12 protein-coding genes are annotated in these 22,911 nt (G+C 43.4%); 6 read left to right on the top strand and 6 right to left on the bottom strand.

What is annotated here, in order from left to right; genetic code table 11:
* Positions 1-24: 24 nt before the first annotated feature.
* Positions 25-8,343, bottom strand: coding sequence for a T9SS type B sorting domain-containing protein (locus tag DCK90_RS13105; protein ID WP_108246666.1), 8,319 nt, complete (start codon positions 8,341-8,343; stop codon positions 25-27).
* Positions 8,344-8,495: 152 nt separating this feature from the next.
* Between DCK90_RS13105 and DCK90_RS13100 the strand changes: the two genes are divergently transcribed.
* Complete coding sequence (locus tag DCK90_RS13100; protein ID WP_108246665.1) at positions 8,496-9,614, top strand: PQQ-dependent sugar dehydrogenase; 1,119 nt, start codon at positions 8,496-8,498, stop codon at positions 9,612-9,614.
* A gap of 5 nt (positions 9,615-9,619) precedes the next feature.
* On the opposite strand, the gene murQ is transcribed toward DCK90_RS13100, so the two are convergent.
* Together murQ and DCK90_RS13090 are read right to left on the bottom strand one after the other, a co-directional pair.
* The gene (gene murQ / locus DCK90_RS13095) at positions 9,620-10,438 is read right to left on the bottom strand and encodes an N-acetylmuramic acid 6-phosphate etherase (protein ID WP_108246664.1); all 819 of its coding nucleotides are present in this window, start codon (positions 10,436-10,438) and stop codon (positions 9,620-9,622) included.
* A gap of 4 nt (positions 10,439-10,442) precedes the next feature.
* Positions 10,443-11,192, bottom strand: coding sequence for a DeoR/GlpR family DNA-binding transcription regulator (locus DCK90_RS13090; RefSeq protein WP_108246663.1), 750 nt, complete (start codon positions 11,190-11,192; stop codon positions 10,443-10,445).
* A gap of 170 nt (positions 11,193-11,362) precedes the next feature.
* Between DCK90_RS13090 and nagB the strand changes: the two genes are divergently transcribed.
* The 4 genes from nagB (at position 11,363) to DCK90_RS13070 (ending at position 17,403) form a co-directional block, all read left to right on the top strand.
* Positions 11,363-13,303 carry a glucosamine-6-phosphate deaminase gene (nagB, locus tag DCK90_RS13085; RefSeq protein WP_108246662.1) on the top strand — a complete coding sequence of 647 codons (1,941 nt, stop codon included), beginning with the start codon at positions 11,363-11,365 and terminating at the stop codon, positions 13,301-13,303.
* A gap of 146 nt (positions 13,304-13,449) precedes the next feature.
* Complete coding sequence (locus DCK90_RS13080) at positions 13,450-14,730, top strand: MFS transporter (RefSeq protein ID WP_108246661.1); 1,281 nt, start codon at positions 13,450-13,452, stop codon at positions 14,728-14,730.
* Positions 14,723-16,315: a glycoside hydrolase family 3 protein gene (locus DCK90_RS13075; RefSeq protein ID WP_108246660.1), complete on the top strand. Its 1,593-nt coding sequence runs from the start codon at positions 14,723-14,725 to the stop codon at positions 16,313-16,315. Before DCK90_RS13080 ends, DCK90_RS13075 begins: the two co-directional genes overlap by 8 nt.
* Complete coding sequence (locus DCK90_RS13070) at positions 16,312-17,403, top strand: anhydro-N-acetylmuramic acid kinase (protein ID WP_108246659.1); 1,092 nt, start codon at positions 16,312-16,314, stop codon at positions 17,401-17,403. The genes DCK90_RS13075 and DCK90_RS13070 overlap by 4 nt, the downstream gene beginning before the upstream one ends.
* Here the strand turns inward: DCK90_RS13070 and DCK90_RS13065 are convergent.
* On the bottom strand, positions 17,400-18,614 hold the full coding sequence (locus tag DCK90_RS13065) for a multidrug effflux MFS transporter (protein WP_108246658.1): 1,215 nt from the start codon (positions 18,612-18,614) through the stop codon (positions 17,400-17,402). The two genes, DCK90_RS13070 and DCK90_RS13065, sit on opposite strands and share 4 nt — an antisense overlap.
* A gap of 186 nt (positions 18,615-18,800) precedes the next feature.
* Here DCK90_RS13065 and DCK90_RS13060 point away from each other — a divergent pair, with 186 nt between their 5' ends.
* Positions 18,801-19,862, top strand: a complete 1,062-nt coding sequence (locus DCK90_RS13060) for a Gfo/Idh/MocA family protein (RefSeq protein ID WP_108246657.1) — start codon at positions 18,801-18,803, stop codon at positions 19,860-19,862.
* A gap of 57 nt (positions 19,863-19,919) precedes the next feature.
* On the opposite strand, the gene DCK90_RS13055 is transcribed toward DCK90_RS13060, so the two are convergent.
* A complete protein-coding gene (locus tag DCK90_RS13055) occupies positions 19,920-21,461 on the bottom strand; it encodes an acyl-CoA carboxylase subunit beta (RefSeq protein WP_108246656.1) in 1,542 nt (513 codons plus the stop codon).
* A gap of 5 nt (positions 21,462-21,466) precedes the next feature.
* Positions 21,467-22,909: an acetyl-CoA carboxylase biotin carboxylase subunit gene (gene accC, locus DCK90_RS13050; protein ID WP_108246655.1), complete on the bottom strand. Its 1,443-nt coding sequence runs from the start codon at positions 22,907-22,909 to the stop codon at positions 21,467-21,469.
* Positions 22,910-22,911 lie beyond the last annotated feature (2 nt).

Raw genomic sequence — 22,911 nt, 5'->3', positions numbered from 1 at the left:
ATTTTTCTAAAGCAAAACCTCAATTTACTCTCGATATAGCGTAAAGTGCCCTACAAAACGTTGTTTTTCAGTATCGTTTGCATTGACCACATACCAGTAGTCACCAGTTGGAAGTGGTTTTCCATCATAGTTTCCGTCCCATTTTTTCACTTGGTCCAAACGGGCCACTACCCTACCGTAGCGATCATAAATGATTACATCAATATTCGGGAAGTATTCACGGTTTCCAGGATACCAATAATCATTCATGTTGTCACCATCAGGAGTAAAGAAGTTTGGCATTTCCGGCATTCCCTCAAAATTGAACGGCATAACCAAAGTAGCTTCACAACCGTTTTGATCACGAACCATAATGGTAATATTGGAGTCTTGTGTAATATTGAATATGTTCTCCTCGCCATAAGAATCCCCTTGAAAGAAGTATTCGTATCCACCAAAACCTCCCGTCGCAACTGCGGTAACTTCATTCGGACCTGTTTTAGATGCTTCCAAGGTCAAAGGCTCATAAGCTTCAACTTCGAACTCTGTAAAGGTTACACACCCATTGGCATGATAAATATACACGGTGTGCTCCCCTGCCGGTAAATCACCAAAGGTCCGCTGATTTGTAGCCATCTGAATATCATCCACGTCCAAAGAGAACAATAGATTCGACAATTGTGAACCATCCGCAATATTTATGGTGACCGTACTATTAGGGAATATGCCCTCACAACCATACTCCACAACCGGTTCGGCAACAATATCGACGCCTATTCCGATTTCAGCTATTACATTCGTCTGGCAACCATTGGCATCACGAACAAAAACCACATAGGTTTCACCACCTTGAAGATTATCGAAGAAAAGACCATCATTTTGTACAAAGTCCGCATCGTCCGCAGAATTTACACTAGTGTAATATGGTGCAGTTCCTCCCGTAATCTCAAGAGTCATACTACCATCACCATCTCCCATGCAGGTTTCGGGGGTGGTCTCCACAACTCCGGCTAACAACTCCATGGGCTGGGTAATCTCTACGGTTCTTGTAATGGTACATCCTAAGTCATCCTGAATGATAATGTCGTAAGTTCTTGGAGCTAAATCATTGAAGGTTTTCCTATTTGGATTGGCAGGATCATCTCCTTCAAAGAATTCGCTTAAGGTATCGGAAATCGAGTATCTAATCTGACCGGTTCCCCCGCTTGCTTCGATAATGATTTGTCCGTTCATATCCCCGGCACACAATACAGGTACTGCTTCTAAATAATCCAACACCAATGGGTCTTTTGGTTCAATATCAATCGGGGTCGACATCACTTCACATCCACCACTCTGAGCATACACAAAGTATCTTCCGGGGTTAAGTTCCCTGAATATTCCTGAATTCTGGGTCGGGCGCACTATAGATGCAGCCGTTACAGGCAACGTATTGGAGTTAACCAAAGTATAGGTGTAGTTTCCAATTCCACCGAATGCTTCAGAACGGATAATTCCCGTAGCTTCACCTGCACAGTTGATAGTTGCATTGGTCAAATCGAGATTGATGACCAACGGAGCTGCAGGGTCCAAGGAAACCTGGTTAGAGGTTTCATAAGGACATCCATTTGAATTTTGCACTTCGTATTGAAACGGTCCGGCGTCAACGCTAATATCCGCAGAAATTTGAACACTTGTCATCCCAACTCCGAAATCGATAAATGTACCACCTGTTCCCGCTCTTCTGTAGGAATAATTGACCCCAGGTTCTGGGTTGGTCACCGTAAGTTCCATGATACCCAAATCCCCACAACCCGGTGGTTGAATCTCCCTTAATTCAGCTATCACTATTTCCGGGTCCGAAATGGTAATCACATCTGTTTGGGCACTACAATTCCAACCATCAAAAATGGTAATTCTATAGTCTCCTGCGGAAAGGTTTCCAAATCGCGGCGTAGTTTGTAAACCGCTATTGGTCCCATCCGTAATTCTGTTTAATTGATACAGATAGTTCCCTGGGCCTTGACCACCTGCTTCGTTATAAGCCTCAATTATAGCGTCATTATCATTGTTACAGGCCAATGGGCTCACAATACGGATATCCGCCGTAATATCTGTTGGAGGTGGCAAGAATAAATTTCCGCTTGACTCACATCCTTCAATGTCTCTGATGTTTACCGTGTAGGTATCGGTTGATAGATTTTCGAATACTGGATTGGTATTTGGATAATCTACTACTATAGTTCCATCAGATGCCACCAATTGGTATTCGTAGGTTCCCCATCCTCCATCTCCTGAAGCTGTGATCTCTCCCAAACCGGGCACATTACAGGTTACCGGGGAAGTTTGCAATAAGTCAACGGTGAGGACCCTATCCGGAGAGCGCACCGTGGTAACATTGCTGACGGCATCACAAAACGGAGAATCCAAAGCTTCTATACGAACCACTAAGTTGCCTGCAGGAACATTTTCAATACGCTCTGGAGTGTTGATAGGTGAATTGGTATCAAACGTACCGGTTATACCTGTGCTCGTCTCTACTCCTGCGTTATCGCGCGCAAAGACCTCATAATTGTATTGACCGCTATAATTATTGATTTCTAAACTGATAACACCATCCGAACCGTTGAAACAGGTCACGGGCTCCAATTCGGCGATAACAGCTTCAATAGTATTGTACTCTGGCATATTGATGGTTGTGGTCAAGTAGCTACATCCGCCACTTCCCACATCGGTAACTGCAAAAATGTAGTTCCCTGGGGTGGCAATATCCCAAGTGACCCTATCGCTTCCTCCCGAGCTACGAGCAGGTTCCGAGCCCAAAGGCAATATTTGCACCTCATAATCTCCAGCGCCCTCATTGATTATGATATCAATGGAGCCTGCACTTACCCCGCTTCCGGTAGCATCACAGGTAATTGGATTCACATTATAACTAAAAGTGATGTCCGTTGGGGTGTTGATAGTAACTGTATCGGTAATTTCACAACCATTTTGATCCCTCGCTGTCAAAACAATGGACTGATTGGTTCCATTATCGATTACTTCAAAAGTGTTGCTGGTTTGGAAATTGGTTCCATCAAATTGTGGGGTTCCATCATTCATACTGTACGTGAACGACCCAGAACCAGTAGCTGCTCCTGTTCCGTCACCATTGGTATCAGTATAAACGGTAATCGTAGCTGTACTAAATTGATTGCTCGATGGATTACAGCTAAACTCTGTGTTCACGGCATTGATTTGAACTTGCGTAGGTTCGTCAATTATGATATCGCCTGAACGATCTGCACATCCCCTATCGGAAACCGCCTCAACTTGATAGGTTCCCTGCGGTAAATTATCGAAAAGATTGGTCAATTGTGGTCCTGCCACTATTGTTGATGAAGAGCCTTGGTACAGTACATAATTTATTGGAGTATCAGTGGCAGTTAACGGGTCCAATTCCACAGAAATTGTTCCATCATCAGCTCCAAAACAGGTAATATCGCTTTTTGGTGTAGCCGTAATCGCTGGAGTATCCACCGTGGAAACAATCACCTCGGCCTCATCGGAACACAAAGGACTTGTATTTGAATCCAAATCCGTTACCAAAATATTGTAATCCCCGGGGTTAACATTGTTAAAAACATTGCTGGACTGGGGCAGTCCTATATCCGTTAAGGTAGCGGCATCCCTTAATTGGTACCTGAAATTACCACTACCTCCAGTGGTATTTACGGTAATTACACCGTCACCTGCATTACAGGTCGGGTAAGATGTAGCATCCGCTGAAATCGCGAAGAAGTCAAATACCTCCGCAGTTACCGTGTTGGTACATCCATTCCCATCCCGAACGGTGATTACATAGCTTCCTGGATTAGGAACGACAAACGAAGTACTTGACTGGAAACCACTACCTAAATCGTACTGGAACGTTTCTTCCGGCAATCCGGAACCTGTGGAAAGTGGAGAAACTATGTTGATTTGATATCCGCTGGTGGCCGTACACTGGTTTACCACATCGATTACGGGGTCAGGAACGCCTGCTTCTTGGGTCACCGTCAGTGTCGTCATAGCAGTACAGCCATTGGCATCCTGTACATAGAAGTCGTAGTCTGCTGGATAAGGCCCTGGTACTTCAAAAGTAGTTTCTGATATAAATGTTGATGGTGCTGCACTTCCTGCGGGTACATAGGCATAACTGTAAGGCTCTGTACTTCCAAAACCTCTTAAAGTAACCAAAGCTCCAGCATTACATGTAGCTTCCACAAAATTGTCTATGGCTATGGAAACTGAACTGATATCGATAAACGCCAAAGTACTTCCACTACATCCCGTGGTATTGTCCGTGACGATTATTTGATAGTTTCCGGGCGCCAATCCTGTAATTGTTCCATTGAAAGGTATTGTTTCGCCAGTAAAAGGTTGTGATGAAATGGTCGCTCCAGTATCCGTATTTTGAACAGTTACCGTAAAATTGCCAGCTGGCGAAATTCCAGAAACCTCATAATCAATGGAACCACTGCCAGCCACATTACAAGAAGCTGCCAAGGATGTTGCGCTAACCGCAACAGGATTAGTTGGACCGATGGGGTCAATTTCTTCAATATAGGTACAGCCGTTAGCATCCCTTACTTCAACAAAGTAAGTGACACCGGGAACGACTTGACCGGTTACATCAAAAATATCGTTGTTAGGGCCCTCTCCAAGTGTCCATGTGGAATCTCCCACAAGTCTAAATTCATAAGGTTCGGCTCCCCCACTGGCTTGAACACGATACGAAAATGAAGTATCAGAACATACTGTTGGTTCCGCATCAATAGGTGTCAAATCCAATTGATTTTGGTCTATTACTACCTGAACGCGATCCTCGCACCCAAGAGCATTGGTTACTACCACGGTATAGTTTCCTAGTGGTAGGTTAGGGAAATTCACAGTTGTACTTGTGGTTCCTGTAGATGAACCTACGGTTCCTCCAAATTCATCCACCAACACATAATCATAAGGTGAAGCACCACCAGAAGCTATATTTGCTTCAATAGATCCATATACCTGATTAAAAATTGATGAGCAAACGGCATCCGTAGGCGTGGCAGTTGCTTCCAATGGGTCACTGGCACCTATGGTTACATCGTATATCGGGCTTATACAACCTCTACTATCACGGATAACGAAACCAGTATGGGTTCCCGCTCCATATCCCGAAAATATATTTTGGCCACCAAAGGTTGTTCCCCCATCATTACTGTATTCGTAAGGAGGTATTCCTTGGGTGGTATCTGGAATCAGTTCTACAATACCACTTGTATCGTCCCCACATTGGGTGTCTGTTCCCACCACACTACCGGCGATGGTCTCTGGAGGGGAAATGGTCACCGTATTGGTCTGTGTAACACATCCCCGTGCATCGGTTATACTGAACTGGAAGGTAGTATCCGTAATAATGGAACCATCGTTAGGGACACTATACACAAAGGAATTCCCTGTAATGTTGTTATTATCCGTAGTAAAGGGAGCACCGTTGATGCTCACTTCATAAGTGCCGTAATCACCAGATGATGTATACCCATTGCTAATGTTCACCTGAATTTGACCCGGAGGTCCTGCACAATCCAACTCTTGAATAGTAGTGGCGTTTGCCATTAATTGAGGTTCGATAGTGAAGGACACGGTATCCCTACAATCATTGGCATCCACAACTTCAATAGTATATGTACCTGGCGTAAGACCGTTAAAACTGTTGCTACCTCCTAATACCCCACCATTAATTCGGTATTGATAAGGTGCCAATCCGCCCGAAGCATTTACCACAAGGGTAGCTGCCGTAAAGTTATCGTAACAAAAATCGGAAGCTGCCATATCCAAAGTAAGCGTCGGAGCATCTAAACGTGTCAAGGTAAAACTATCCGTAACGGTACAACCGTTGGCATCACTCACGCTCACTTGGTACGTTCCTTCTTGAGAAAGATTGGAGAAGGTACTTCCGTTCTTTGGTCCTCTTGTAGAACCATCGGGCTGCGTCAAGGTATATCGGTTACCTCCCCATCCTCCGACGGTATTAACTCGAACAGCCCCGGTATTTCCATTCTGACAGCTCATGTCGGTTACATCCAGACTAGATATATTGAAAGCTGTTGATGGCTCTTCTATCACCAATGTCGCTGTATCCGTGCAATTTGTTTCTTCATCGGTCACGGAAATCACGTAGCTTCCGGCGGATAGAGAGGTCAAAGCAATGATACTATTACTCTGACCTGTGGATACTGGGCCACCATCAACACTATAGCTATATGTTGAGTTGAATCCATCCACCAAAAATCGCCCTTGGCCGTCGGAATCTCCCACACAGGTAACCACTCGGGTCTGCTGGGCTTGCACGCCTATGGAGCTGATATCGGTAATGGCATAGTTTTCTTCGTAAGAACAGCCTTCATCATCGGTTACCCTAAATGTATAGGTACCCAATCCCAGCCCTGTAAACGTATTGTTGTTCCCATTGTTCACGGCACTGGCCGACGGTGCAATAATTTCATAGGTATAAGTGCCCGAACCACCTGTTACGCTTAAATCCAAAGAGGCCGTAGTGGTTATACAATCCAAGCTAGAAATACTGAAATCGATATCCGTTGGTTTGTTCAAACTGTTAAAAGGAATGTCGGGCAAGGTCTGCACACAACCGTTGGCGTCACGCACCATCGGAGTGTAGGTACCAACCCCTAAGTTGGAAAATACATTGTTGGTTCCAAAACCGGCACCAATGCTATATTCATAAGGTGCAGTTCCCCCAGAAACGCCAGAAATGGTTATCTGTCCTCCGCTTTCATCGGAACAATCCGGGAAACTATCTGGATTAGCTGTGGCGGTAATGGTTGATGGTGTTCCTATAGTTACTGTTTGAGGTGCAGTTGTACAAGTGAAAGAATCTTGCTCATACCTAAGCACCAAATCGTAGGTACCCGGTGCCAAGTTGGAAAACACATTACTTACTTGAAAGCTACCTCCATTATTGATACTGTATGTAATCTCATAGCCAAAACCGCTGGTTACGTTTACAGTTACCCTTCCATCGTTAGCCCCTCCACAATTGGCATCTTCTTCAGTAAAAGTGAATATCGGGGGCGGAATATCTTCAACATCCACCGCTGCAGTTCGCTGACAGCCGTTTGCATCCTCGACCAAAATATTGTAGGTTCCGGCAGTTGAGACGGAAAAACTCGAAGTACTGGAATAAGTTGAACCAAAAGGTCCTCCATCCACACTAAATCGATAAGGTGCAGTTCCCCCACTGGTGGACACATTCACATTTACTGATGTAGCGCCACATCCAAAACTGTCGGATGCAGTAGCTGAAACTGCCAAAGAACTTATTCCCCCACCTATAACGATAGGGTCTCCATCAATATCAGTAGTAACGGTTTCCGAACAGTTATTGGTTTCTACACGAATGTTGTAGGTACCGGGACTTACGTTGGCAAAGGTGTATGAGTCAGCCCCATTTGGGCCAAATGTATCCACTGTCACCCCATTTTTCACCAGTCGGTATGTATAAAAACCGGGCACTCCGGAAACGTCCACGTCAATACTTCCCAATTCCCCACTACATAAGATATCATGGGTGGTCACATCTACATTGATATCTAAATCATCAACCCTCAACATATTTGATGGAAAAACACATGCTGTTTCCGATACATTTTTTAAACGCACATATACGCGATAATCGCCTGGAGTTGTTATATCAAAAAACGGGTCATCTTGGTAAGGCCCTCCGGTACTGTTCAAACTGTATTCGTAACCTGCAGGAACATTTGTAACCTCTACCCTTCCAGGGTTTCCGCAAATAATATCTTCTTTGATAAGTTGAGGATTCAACGGGTTAAGCGTTGATTTAAAGTAATAATATTGACCAGAATTTACACGTACCCTAAACTCTCCTGCCGAGGACAAATTATATGTGGCTCCCGTACCGACCGTATTCCAAGTACAGGCATTATTAATCGTAGGACAATCGTCCACCACTGTTGGCGCACAACTATTGGGGTCTAACTGCTGCCACTGGTAGGAACTCCCTGATTGACTCAGGGTGAGTGTTCTGGTATCGCTGGTACCGCACAAAAAGAATTTGGCCACCGTGCTCCCATCATTGGGACAGGTAACCTCTTGATTGGCGCCATTGATAATGGTGGCAAACATTGCGGTCGTTGCGAACAGCTCTCTTTCTTCGTTGGACGCATTTTTTGAGGTTGCATCTAGATTCTTTTCTTGGGTATCGGCCTCTGTTGTTTTGGAAACCATATTTACTATAGCCCGAGCAACATGAGTTTTTGCTAATACTGTGGAACCGAAGATTGAAATGAACACCAACAACACGGCATATATAAAATGCCTTGTTTTTTGTGGGAGCATAGGTTAAGTCTTGTTAAGAAGAACATTTAGATTTGGGATCTCAATATTCTTTAATAGTAATTTTCTGTTCTTATAAAATTTCTCTTTATCTTTTGTGGAACGATGTCAAAAATGCCGTTTATCCATAAAATCTGTTATTTCAACGTAAAATTATGCAAAATAGTCTCTTATTTCCCATTTTTTTCGTTGTACTGCTTAGTACATCTTGCGCACAAACCCGCGATAAAGACATAAATACCCCCAAAACCATTGATTTTACTAAGGAGTTGGTGGTTGATGGTATTCAGAACGGATGGGGCATGGTTTTCTTGCCCGATGGCGCCATTTTAACATCTGACAAAGCCGGAAGACTCCTTCTCCATACATCAGGCAATACCAAAGAGATTGAAAACCCGCCTAAAGTTTACAACAGAGGACAGGGTGGATTAATGGATATTGAGTTGCATCCAAATTACGGTAAGAATGGCTGGATATATTTCTCCTATGCCTCAACCGAAGGTGATGATAAGGGAGGCCATACAGCCATAATGAGGGCGAAATTAGCCAATACCAAGCTGGTAGACATTCAGCAACTTTACAAAGCGAGCCCCAACTCAACCAGAGGACAACACTTTGGATCAAGAATTGAATTTGACCAAAATGGATACCTGTGCTTTTCCATTGGAGAAAGAGGGAACAGAGATGTGAATCCACAAGATATTACCCGGGATGGCGGTAAAATTTATCGGTTACATGATGATGGCAGCATTCCCAAAGATAATCCGTTTGTTAACCAATCAGGCGCCAAAAAAGCCATATGGAGCTATGGACACCGAAATCCTCAGGGCCTGGCATTGCATCCGGAAACAGGGGCCTTGTGGGAACACGAGCATGGTCCAAGGGGCGGGGATGAAATTAATATTATTCAAAAAGGAAAAAATTACGGATGGCCCATTGTTACTTACGGAATCAATTATAGTGGTACAAAAATCACTGATGAAACGTCCAAACCGGGCATGGAACAACCCTTATATCAATGGACACCTTCCATTGCTCCATCGGGAATGACATTCGTTACATCGGATAAGTATCCAAAATGGAAAGGCAGCTTACTGGTCGGCTCTTTGGCATTTCAATATTTGGAACGATTAGAGCTAAAGAACAACAAAGTGATATACCGTGAAAAGCTACTGGATGGTATAGGAAGGGTCCGCAATGTACGCCAAGCTCCCGACGGTTTTATCTACGTTAGTGTAGAGGGTCAAGGTATTTATCGTTTGGTTCCCAAGTAAATGGGCTACTTTTTGAGTGCATCTACCGCCAACTTTACCGAGCCATATTTTTTGAGGGCTTTTTCAGCATCATCATAATCAAGGCCAAGTTCTTCCATAATATATCTCGTACCCCTGTCAACTAGTTTGGTATTGCTCAACTGCATATTCACCATTTTATTCCCTTTTACCCTACCTACTCGAATCATCAGAGCAGTGGAAATCATGTTGAGCACCAATTTTTGGCTGGTCCCACTTTTCATTCGGGTACTACCGGTCAAGAACTCGGGCCCCACGTTCACTTCAATGGGAATATCGGTGGATTGAGCCAATGGTGAACCAGGATTGTTGGTTATACCTACCGTCAGAATACCGTGTGCTTTGGCATCTGCCACGCCTCCCAAGACGTAGGGGGTTGTACCCGAAGCGGCAATCCCGACCAATACATCATTTTCATTGATACTGTATTCTTGGAGGTCTTTCCATGCTTGTGCCGTGTCATCTTCTGCATTTTCCACTGCTTTGCGAATGGCCTGGTCCCCTCCTGCAATAAGTCCAATCACCTTATCGTAGGGCATTCCAAAGGTCGGCGGAATCTCAGAGGCATCAAGTATTCCAAGTCTACCACTGGTACCCGCACCAATATAAAATAGCCTGCCTCCTTTTTCAAAACGTTTGGCCATTTCATCAACCACTTTAGCCACTTGAGGGAGCACCAACTCAACAGCATCCGCTATTTTCTTGTCTTCATTGTTGATATTGGTCACGATATCCAAAGTATCCATTTCATCCAATCGATCATAATTGGATGGTTCCTCAGTGATCTTGATATGTTTCTCTACCACTACTTTATAGTATTTGTATGTTCAAATTTTTGAATGCTTCTAATTTTGCGTCCCAAGGTTCCAGCTCTGTAATCATAGTATTGATGACATTTAGGTGGCAAGTTTTAAACCGATGTTGGGAATTTAGCTTCTCCGAGATGCATAAAAGCACTGTTTTCTTTGATGCATTGATCACTGCCTTTTTGGTCTGCACCACATCCCAATCAAACTCCGTTAACCCAAATTCAGGATCCACATAACCCGTTCCAATAAAACTGTAATCTACTTTTATATCGGATAAGGCATGGATTGTACTGGGCCCCATAGCCATTTGTGAATCCTTGGAAAGCGCTCCCCCTATAAAAATAGTTTCAACATTGGGTTTACGCAACAATTCCATGGCCACAGGCAAACTTAAGGTAAAGCAGGTAAGCTTCAGGTTTGTCGGCAATAATTTTGCCAGCTCCAAACATGTGGTTCCTCCATCAATAAGAATTACACTGTTGTTCCTCAGCAAACTTATGGCCTTTTTTGCTATGATAATTTTCTTGTCCAAAGCGTAAACATTGTTCCGTTGAGGGGCATGATTTGTAAACCCCAATGAAACCGCACCACCATGCACCTTGATAAGCATATTTTCCTCATCAAGTTCCTTGACATCCCTTCTTACGGTATCCACGGATACATTGAGTTTATCCGCCAAATCCGTTAGCAGTACCCTATTGTGCAATTCCACCTCATTCAGAATGGAGTGTTGCCTTTCTTCCTTTAGCATCTAATAAATCCTTGACATCTAATAAATTCAAAAGTAGAAAACAATTGCAACATATCTTTTAAATCAACTACAATATTTTTTTAAACTTGCAAAAAACTGCAATTTGATTGCAGTTTTTTTCGATTTTTAATTATATTTGCAACATAAAATTGGTCAAAACCCATTAAAACATGCAAGAATTAGCTGACAACTCATTAAAAAACGAACCTCTCGATGCCGAAACCGTGAAGTTCGAAAAGATTAACACCCAGATTTATCAAGATTCGCAAAGCGCATCTTGGTACGTAGCCAATGAAATTGCAAGCCTTATCAAGCAAAAACAAGATCAGGGCCAAAAAGCTGTTCTTGGGCTGGCAACAGGATCCACCCCCACGAAAGTTTATGACTACTTGGTCCAATTTCACAAAGAAGGAAGGTTGAGCTTTAAAAATGTGGTCACTTTCAATTTGGATGAATACTTTCCCATGGAACCAGACTCCATACACAGCTATGTTCGTTTTATGAATGAACACTTGTTCGACCATATAGACATAGAACCCCACAATGTGCATATACCAGATGGAAGTCTATCCAAAGAAGAAATCAGGAAATATTGTTTGGATTACGAGGAAAAAATTCAAAACGTAGGAGGAATCGATATTCAAGTATTGGGTATAGGTAGAACGGGGCATATTGGATTTAACGAGCCCGGCTCATCGCTAAAAAGTAAAACCCGACTCGTACGGTTAGATCGCGTAACCCGACTCGATGCCGCAAGTGATTTTTTTGGAGAGGAAAATGTTCCCCGCAGAGCCATAACCATGGGGGTCGGTACCATTATGGAGGCCAAAAGAATCATAATCATGGCATGGGGAGAAGGAAAAGCCCCCATTGTACAGCAAGCCGTTGAAGGCGAAATAAAAGAGTCTGTTCCCGCTACTTTCTTGCAACATCATAAAAATTGTGATTTTGTACTGGATGATGCTGCTTCTTCCTACTTGACCAGAGTTAAAACACCTTGGTTGGTAAGCGAATGCGAGTGGGACGAAAAACTTATAAAAACGGCATCCATTTGGCTCTCTGGAAAATTGGACAAAGCCATACTAAAATTAACCAATGAGGACTACAACGAACACGGGATGGGCAATCTAATTGCCGAAGTGGGATCTGCTGAAAACATTAACCTTTCTGTATTCAATCAACTGCAACGCACCATTACAGGCTGGCCTGGAGGGAAGCCTAATGCGGACGATAGTCAAAGACCCGAAAGAGCACAGCCTTACCCCAAAACATCGTTGATTTTTAGTCCACACCCCGATGATGATGTAATTTCCATGGGCGGTACCTTGCTACGATTGGTTGACCAAGGTCACGATGTACATGTAGCTTATCAAACTTCTGGAAACATTGCCGTATTTGATGATGAAGTCATACGTTTTTTAGATTTTGCTACCGATGTACAAAAAGACAACAAAGATCTTCGCAAGAAATTTAAAGAAGTACGCAAGTTCCTAGCCAGTAAGAAACCGGGAGAATTGGATAGCCCAGAAATTCAAGAGTTCAAAGGACTCATCAGAAAAGGGGAAGCCTTGGCCGCCTGTCGCTATTGCGGGGTTTCTGAAAAAAATGCGCATTTCCAAAACCTACCCTTCTATGAAACTGGTGCCGTAAGAAAGAAACCTCTTTCCGAAGAAGATGTACAGATTACCTATGACTTGCTCAATAAGCTCAAACCTCATCAAATATTTGCAGCAGGGGATCTTTCCGATCCACACGGAACCCACAGGGTATGCTTGGATGTGATTTTCAAAGCTATTCAACGTTTGGTGGACGAAGGTTCCAATTGGATTCGTAACTGTTATGTTTGGCTGTACAGAGGTGCATGGCAAGAATGGGACATTGCCGATATGGAAATGGCCGTACCTATCGGTCCAAAAGATATGTCAAGAAAAATCAATGCCATTTTTAAGCACCAATCCCAAAAGGACAGTGCTATGTTCCCTGGAAACGACAAAAGGGAATTCTGGGAACGTGCCGAGCAAAGAAACAAGGATACTGCAAGACGTTACAACCAACTTGGAATGGCAGAATACGAAGCAATGGAAGGCTTTGTACGATACCACTTTCAATAAAACAATACATCATTTAAGTTGTTAGTTGTTTAATTTAATCTAGCAAAAAGGCCTACATTTAATGCACACGTAGGCCTTTTTTATGTTTATAACACTTGATAATTACAATTGATTTTCCCTTTCCATACCATTAAAAAACAACCCAAATGAATGTAGCTCCGAAAGACAAAAATGCTTGGCTGTGGATTCCGTTTTTATATTTTACACAAGGAATACCATACATTCTAGTGGTCACCGTTTCCGTAATTATGTACAAACGTTTAGGTATTGGAAATGCCGAAATAGGATTGTACACCAGTTGGTTGTACCTCCCATGGGTAATAAAACCTCTTTGGAGCCCAATTGTGGATTTGAACGGTACCAAGCGCAAATGGTTTTTGGCCATGCAATTGGTAATTTCAATGGCATTTTTAGGAATTGGACTGTTTCTTCCCTCCAATTCATTTTTTATAATAACGTTAGCGTTCTTTTGGATGGCTGCTTTTGCCTCCGCCACCAATGATATTGCTTCCGATGGGTATTACATGATTGGACTTACTCAGAAAAAGCAATCCTTTTTTATTGGACTTAGAAGTACATTTTATCGGTTGGCCATGGTAACCGGGCAAGGACTTTTAGTGATTTTCGCAGGTTTTTTGGAGAACAAGTATGGTGATAATACCAAAGCATGGTCCGCTACTATGATAAGTGCTGCCGTTTTAATGATCATATTGACTGTTTCCAACTTTTTCACTGCTCCAAAATTTGAAGAGACCACAACCGAGCTCAAGGAAAAACCAGCAGGATTCTTTGAGGTATTCGCCACATTCTTCAAAAAGCATCAAATCGGAGTGGCCCTTTTATTTGTTTTGACATATCGATTGGGCGAATCACAATTAGTGAAAATGGCGTCGCCTTTTTTATTGGATGATTTGGAAGTGGGTGGATTGGCCTACTCCACCGAAGCCGTCGGAACCATTTACGGCACGGTCGGTGTCATCATGTTATCACTTGGCGGTATACTTGGTGGTATCCTGATTTCACGTGACGGTCTTAAAAAATGGATGCTCCCCATGCTTTTGGCCCTTAACCTGCCCAACGCACTCTACGCCATACTGGCCATAACACAAGCAACAAGCATTTATGCAGTTGTCGGCACCGTAGTGTTGGAGCAATTCGGTTACGGTTTTGGTTTCGCTGCTTTTATGATGTACCTGATATATGTGGCCGAAGGCGCCTCAAAAACCTCCCACTATGCCATTGCCACTGGTTTTATGGCATTGGGCATGATGCTTCCCGGTATGCTGAGCGGGTATATTCAGGAATGGTTGGGGTACGATGGTTTCTTTATTTGGGTGGTAATTGCTGCCATTCCCGCGTTTATAGTGCTACGCTATTTAAAATATCCTGCCGATTACGGTAAAAAAACGACTGAATCCAATGACTAACATATCGAAAACATATGCCCTTCCCACTGAACCATTGACCTTAAAACAAAAAGTTGGTCAATTGTTTATGCCCGCTGTTTTCATCAACGATACCGAAGAAGAGATACAACAAATGGAAAAACTTATCAAGGAACAGTATGTAGGTTCCATTTGTTTTTTCCATAGTAGGGCGAGTGCTGCCACTAATTTTGAAGGGAAGAAAAAGATTGTTCACAACGAAAAAAGCTACGACCGGTTATTGGAACTTATCGACCGTTATCAAAATGCGGCAAGCGTTCCGTTATTGATTGCCATTGATGCCGAATGGGGTCTTGCCATGCGTATTGAAAACACACCGCAATATCCGTATGCCATTACGCTAGGAGCCTTAAAAGATAACCATGAGCTTGTTTTTAAGGTAGGTGAAGCTATTGGCCAGGATTGTAGGGCAGCAGGCATACAATGGAATCTCGCCCCGGTTGTGGACATCAACAATAATCCAGAAAATCCGGTAATCGGGTATCGGTCCTTTGGGGATGATAAAAACAGTGTTTACGAAAAAGCAGCCGCTTTTATCAAGGGGATGACCTCGAGCGGAACACTGAATTCCATTAAACATTTTCCCGGCCATGGCGATACGGCAACCGACTCCCATTTGGGACTGCCCGTTATAGACAAATCCATGGATGAGCTTATGGAGAATGAACTGTATCCTTTTAAAAAATTGATTGCATCCGGTGTAGACTCCGTGATGGTTGGCCATTTGCTCCTGCCCCAACTGGATTCCGATAGTCCATCTACCACATCGTCCAAAATTATTTCTGGTTTGCTGAGAAAACGATTGGCGTTCGACGGGGTCATAATTTCCGATGCTTTGAATATGCATGCCGTTTCCAAAAGGTACCCTGAAAAAGGAAAACTGGAATACGCCGCTTTTACAGCGGGCATGGATGTGCTCTGTTTTAGCGAAAATGTGAAAGAGGGTATCGATGAAATCATCACGCAGGCTAGCGAGCATCGAATCCAAGAAAGTTTTGATAGGGTCTGGGAGTTGAAGAATACGGTTTTCAATAAAGAAAATCATTCGGAAGTCCATCCTACTGAACAGAAAAAAAGCTCCAATTTGAACCAAGAAATCGCAATCAACAGTATCACGGAATTGTGTGGTAATCCAACTCTGTTCAATGAGTTAAAAAACAACGATTTTTTGAATGTTTCGGTCAGTTTTGATAAAAAAAATCGCTTTTCTGAGCTGATTTCATCCAATTTTGGTTCAAAAAGCATGAATTTGGATGAAGCTCTTCTATCAGAAAAAGAATGTGTCCTCCTGAGCGTATTTCCTCCTGCGGTAAAGCCTAAAGACCAATTTGGGTTTGATAAAAAAACGTTAGCCAACATTCATAGATTATTGGAAAAAAGAAACACTTTCATCTATCTGTTTGGCAATCCGTATGTACTGGACATTTTAAAATTGCAACCATCGTCCAATGTGGTGTTGGTATATCAAGATTTTCCGGAGTTCCAAGAAGTTGCATTTGAACATTTCTCCGGTAAAATTGAAGCTCGGGGAAAACTTTCCATACAATTAAAAACCTTTCGACTATGAGTGTTTATAAAGTTTTAGGGTTAATGTCCGGAACATCCTTGGATGGATTGGACATTGCCTATTGCCATATTTGGGAAGAGGATAACAAATGGAACTTTTCCATAGAAAATACAGCAGAAATCAACTATTCCGATGAGATGAGGGAGTATTTGAAAAATGCCATCCATCTTTCGGAGGAGGACCACGACCAGCTCCATAAGGATTATGGCATTTGGCTGGGGCAGCAATCCAAGTTATTTATTGACGAATTGGAGGAAGAAGTCGATTTTATTGCCAGTCATGGCCATACTTCGCATCACCGACCCGAAGAAGGAGTCACTTTTCAGTTGGGAGATGGGCAACTACTGGCAAATACATCGGTAAAACAGGTAGTCTGTGATTTTAGAACCAAGGACGTAACGCTGAAAGGCCAAGGAGCTCCACTGGTTCCTATTGGGGATAAATTACTTTTTCATGAATATGATTTTTGCCTCAACCTGGGGGGCATCAGTAATATTTCTTTTGATAAGGACGGTGAACGGATTGCCTACGATATCGGTTTGGCGAACATGCCCCTTAACTACATTACACATAAAATGGGCCTGGCATACGATGCCGATGGAAAAATTGCGCGTTCAGGTAAGCTGGACAATTCTTTATTACAAAAACTGAACAGTTTAAAGTATTACACGCTCCCCTATCCAAAATCCACTGGATACGAATGGTTTTCTTCTGAAATAATGCCCTTAATCGAGGGGTCCAAGCTTTCAAATGAAGACTTACTGCATACGTTCATTCATCATAACTGCGAACAAATAGCATTTGCTGCGCTCAAGCATAAAAACAATGGCAAATCCAACAGTAAACTTTTGGCAACCGGTGGCGGAGCGCTCAATCAATTCTTTATGGATACACTGCAAAGCAAATTGGGAAACAGCATTGAGGTGGTGGTTCCCAATAGAACGCTGATTGCATACAAAGAAGCATTGGTCTTTGCCTTAATGGGCGTACTCCGCCTGGAGGGCAACACTAATGTGCTCAAATCAGTTACCGGCGCAACTTCAGATTCCTGTAGTGGGGAAGTGTTTGTTCCTAAGGATTTGGTTTAGGAAGCAGCGATTCTCTTCCGTTTGGGCAAATGCGTCAAAAGAAACAGTGCCAAAGCAACCATACCGCAGATAGCCAAACCTGCAAAAAGTGGCCATACACTATCCTTTACAAAATCACCAATAAAGGTAGCAATCGGAATGGAAAGTACGGTTGACACAAATCCATTTATTGCCGCTCCAATTCCAGCAATGTGGCCAATAGGCTCCATGGCAATGGAACGGAAATTACCCCACATAAATCCAAGGCAAAAGAATTGAACCGATAAAAATCCGACCAACACATATATACTTGGGTTTGGCGAATTCAAAAACAAAAAAGAATAGGTCAACGCCACCATACAGAATACAATCGTGGCCATTAAGGATAATTTCCTCATCCCGAAGCGCATCACCAAAGTACCATTCATGAAGGTTGATAATCCAATAGATACGGCCAAACCTGCAAAGATGTATGGAAACACTTCCTTAAGCGCGTATTGATCTTCAAAAATGTGCTGCGCTGAGCTTAAATACACTAAAAATGCACCAGTGACCAATCCGGAAATCAACGTAAAGGCTACGGTCTCCCTATATTTTACAAATTCTTTTACACCATCGATAAACACATGCCGGGTAAATGGAATCTTATATTCAGGATGCAATGTTTCCTCCTGACGCTTCCAGAACCAGAAAGCAACGATCAACACAAAGAACATTTGCACATAAAAAATGCCCTGCCATCCAGTTGCGTCCAAAATTAATTTTCCGATTGCCGGAGCTACAACAGGTACCAAAATGAAAAAAGCGGTAACAAAAGACATGATTTTTGCCATATAGTCACCTTCATAAGTATCGCGGATAATGGAAATTGAAATGGTTCTTGGTGCAGACAGTCCGATTCCCTGTAAAATCCTTCCCACCACCATAACCTCCAATGAAGGCGCCATCAAACATATGACACTGGCCACCAAAAAGATAGAAAAACCCATGTAAACTACGGGTTTTCTTCCAAAGCTATCGGAAATGGGACCAAAGAAAAGCTGTCCAACGCCCAATCCCAAGAAAATCATGGTTACCAATAACTGATGGTCTGTAGAATCGGTACTGTTGATTGCCTCGCCAATGTTGGAAATTGCGGGCAAGATCGCATCAATCGCCAAGGCTACAATCGACATCAGAGCGGCCATCATGGCCACAAATTCAAAGTTGGGTTTTTGATTTAACTTTTCCATCAGGCAAAATTAGTCATACCCAATGGATCGGTAAAGCATTTAAGAAAGGTTTAATGATAAAGAAACATATCCAACGTTGTAGTTGAAAATTGTTGGGGAATAGCATGATATTTTTCTATATCCGAACTTCGATGAAGCAGCCAAATCGCTTCGAGAACCTTATATTTAAATCAAATTTTTATCATCATGGCAAGTTTAAAGGTATTGGTGGTCGGATGCGGGAACATGGGTACATCCCATGCTCGAGCATACCACAAATTAAATGGGTTTGAAATCGTGGGTTTGGTCAGCAGAGGAGCAAAAAGCAGGGAACGACTTTCCAACGAATTGGGTGGTACCCCTATGTTTTCCGATTATGCTGAAGCCCTTACAACCGCGAAACCAGATGTAGTCTCCATCAACACTTACCCGGATACACACTACGATTATGTAAAAATGGCCTTGAAAGCGGGAGCCCATGTTTTTGTGGAAAAACCCTTGGCCTTAACGGTTGAGGAAGCCCAAACAGTGGTCGACCTAGCTCAAAAACTAGAACTCAAAATGGTAGTGGGATACATCCTTAGAGTTCACCCCACATGGGCCAAATTCACGGAAATGGCTCAAGAACTGGGCAAACCTCTGGTCATGCGTATGAACCTTAACCAGCAAAGCTCTGGAGACCATTGGCACACCCACAAACAATTGATGAATTCCATGTCGCCTATTGTGGATTGTGGCGTGCATTACGTGGATGTGATGTGTTCGATGACTCGCTCCAAACCCATCAGTGTTTCAGCAATCGGTGCGAATTTATCAGACGAAATAGCTTCCGAAATGTACAATTATGGTCAATTGCAGGTTCGGTTTGAAGATGGCTCGGTAGGCTGGTACGAGGCCGGCTGGGGGCCCATGATGAGCGAAACCGCTTTTTTCATCAAGGATGTTATCGGCCCAAAGGGATGTGTATCCATAAGTGACCAAGATAAAGGGGCTTCGGACGATGTTGATGGACATTCCAAAACAGGAAGCTTAAAATTGCACCACAGCGAACTGGGTGAAAAAGGACACTTCACCAAAAAAGATGAGATCATTGACACGGCCGATGAACCTGACCATGATGGACTTTGCTTGTTGGAACAAGAATATCTGTTGGATGCCATTCGTAACGACCGTGACCTCACTCATCACTTAAACGACGCCGTCAACAGCTTAAAAATTGTACTCGCCGCAGATGAATCCGTAAAAACGGGGAAAACTGTGATGTTGTAGATAAAGTGACAACCATTGACCATTGACCGTTGACCGCTTACCCCTTAATCATCAACCTTACAACGGAATATTACCGTGTTTTTTCCAAGGGGTCTGAACCTCTTTGTTCTCCAGCATGGCAAACGTCTTCAATAATTTACGTCTGGTATCCTTTGGCATTATCACCTCATCAATAAAACCACGTTTGGCGGCGCGGTAAGGGTTGGCGAACTTATCGGCATACTCGGCTTCCTTTTCCTTTAATTTGGCTTCTGGGTCATCGGCTGCTGCAATTTCACGTCTAAAAATGATTTCACTAGCACCCTTTGCTCCCATTACCGCAATCTCGGCGCTGGGCCAAGCAAAGTTGAAATCCGCACCAATATGCTTGGAGTTCATCACATCGTAGGCGCCACCGTAGGCTTTACGGGTTATCACGGTTACCCTTGGTACCGTGGCTTCACTCAAGGCATAGAGTAATTTTGCCCCGTGCATAATAATACCGCTCCATTCTTGGTCCGTTCCGGGCAAAAAACCTGGCACATCGACCAAAACTAGCAACGGGATATTGAAGGAGTCACAAAAACGGGTGAATCGGGCCGCTTTGGTAGAACTGTTCACATCCAAAACCCCAGCTAAAAACATGGGCTGGTTCGCAATGATACCGATACTTCTTCCGCCCAAACGGGCAAAACCGGTAATGATGTTCTCCGCATAATCCTTATGGATCTCATAAAACGAATCACTGTCAATAATACCCGAAATCACATCGTGCATATCGTAGGGTTTGTTGGCATTGTCAGGCACTATTCCCGATAGTTCTTCCCTAATCTCATCCTTAAGCTCGTATGGAATTTTGGGGGTGATTTCTTTATTGTTCTGAGGAAGGTAGTCCAACAACTTGCGGATATCGTTCAAACAGGTTGCATCGTTTGCGGATGTTTTGTGCGCAACCCCAGATTTAACGGCATGTGTGCTTGCCCCTCCCAATTCCTCGGAGGTCACATTTTCGTTGGTCACTGTTTTTACCACATTTGGACCCGTCACGAACATATAACTGGTCTCTTCGACCATTACTATAAAATCGGTCATAGCGGGCGAATAAACAGCCCCACCGGCACAAGGTCCCATAATGGCAGAAATTTGTGGTATTACTCCCGAAGCTTGCACGTTACGATAAAAAATATCGGCATAACCACCGAGTGAACGTACGCCTTCCTGTATACGTGCTCCACCGGAATCATTAAGTCCAATTATTGGGGCACCCACCTTCATCGCCAAATCCATCACTTTACAGATTTTCTCCGCATGGGTCTCTGAAAGGGCCCCTCCGAACACTGTAAAATCCTGCGCATACACATACACCAACCTTCCGTTCACGGTTCCATAACCGGTTACCACACCATCGCCATAGTACATTTCTTTGTCCATACCAAAATCGGTGGTACGGTGGGTCACCAAAATACCCATTTCCTCGAAAGAACCATCATCCAAAAAGTACAGTACCCTTTCACGTGCTGTCAATTTTTTCTTTTGATGTTGTTTATCTATCCGTTTTTGACCTCCCCCCAAATGGGCTTCGGCAATTTTTTCCTGTAGTGCTTTTATCATGGGATCCATAGGATTCAATTTGATGGTAATCTTACTATTTTTTTGTCCTCCAGATATTGGTAGAGAGCCATCATGGCCGCAACCTCGGCTTCGGCCGCGGTTTGCTCCTTGATTTTTTCCGGAGAATAATATGTTTTTACAAAATGTGTGTCAAAGTTTCCTGACCGGAACGCTTCGTGGGCAAATACAAAACTTCCGAACGGTAAAGTGGTCTGTACTCCCTTTATTTTGTAATTCTGAATGGCCTCCAGCATGAGTTCAATGGCCTCTTCACGTGTTTTTCCATAAGTTATAAGCTTTGACAACATGGGGTCATAATAGATTGGGATATCCATTCCTTCCCGAAATCCGTTGTCCACCCGAACTCCTTCGCCGGTTGGCAATTGATAGGTCTCCAGATTTCCCACACTGGGCAAGAAATCATTTAACGGGTCTTCTGCATACACCCGTAGTTCTACGGCATGTCCATTAATGGCAAGATCTTCCTGTTTCATGGGGAGTGCTTCTCCTCGTGCCACTTTTATCTGTAGCTCTACCAAGTCAACTCCGGTAATCAATTCGGTCACCGGGTGTTCCACTTGTAAACGGGTATTCATCTCTAGAAAATAGAAATTGTGGTCGGCATCCATCAAAAATTCAACCGTACCGGCTCCAACATAATCACAGGATTTGGCGACTTTACAGGCGGCCTCGCCCATTTTTTTTCGCAATTCGGGAGTTAAAATGGAGGATGGCGCTTCTTCTACCACTTTTTGGTGGCGGCGCTGGACACTACACTCCCGTTCAAAAAAGTGAAGCACATTGCCATGGGTATCTGACATCACCTGCACCTCAATATGTCGCGGCGACTTTACGTATTTTTCCACAAAAACAGAACCATCGCCAAAGGCAGATGTCGCCTCACTTATGGCCCGTTTCATACCGGATTCTAAATCTTCTTCTTTCTCAACTATACGCATCCCCTTTCCTCCACCACCGGCAGAAGCCTTGATCAAAATAGGATACCCTACCTCTCTTGCGATTTCTTTGGCCTTGTCCACATCGGTTATGGCCTCATCAATACCGGGAACCATTGGAATGTCGTATTCTTTTACCGTTTCCTTGGCCGCTAACTTGCTGCCCATAATCTTGATGGCCTTGGATTTTGGCCCAATAAATGTGATTCCGCTATTTTCAACGGCTTCGGCAAATTCAGCATTCTCGCTCAAGAATCCATACCCTGGATGAATGCCGTCAACATTAAGTTCCTTTGCAACTTCAATGATTTTATCACCTCTCAGATATGATTTGTTGGACGGCGCCTCTCCGATGCAAACAGCTTCATCTGCTAGCAAGACATGTGGAGCATTTCTGTCCGCTTCCGAGAAGACGGCAACGGTTTGAATGCCCATTTTTTTGACGGTCTTCATCACCCGGACCGCAATTTCGCCCCTATTGGCGATCAATATTTTTTTCATGA

Origin of the sequence: Muricauda brasiliensis, from assembly GCF_003057865.1 — a bacterium.
Lineage (GTDB): Bacteria > Bacteroidota > Bacteroidia > Flavobacteriales > Flavobacteriaceae > Flagellimonas > Flagellimonas chongwuensis.
This window is presented reverse-complemented; position numbering and strand designations above follow the sequence as displayed.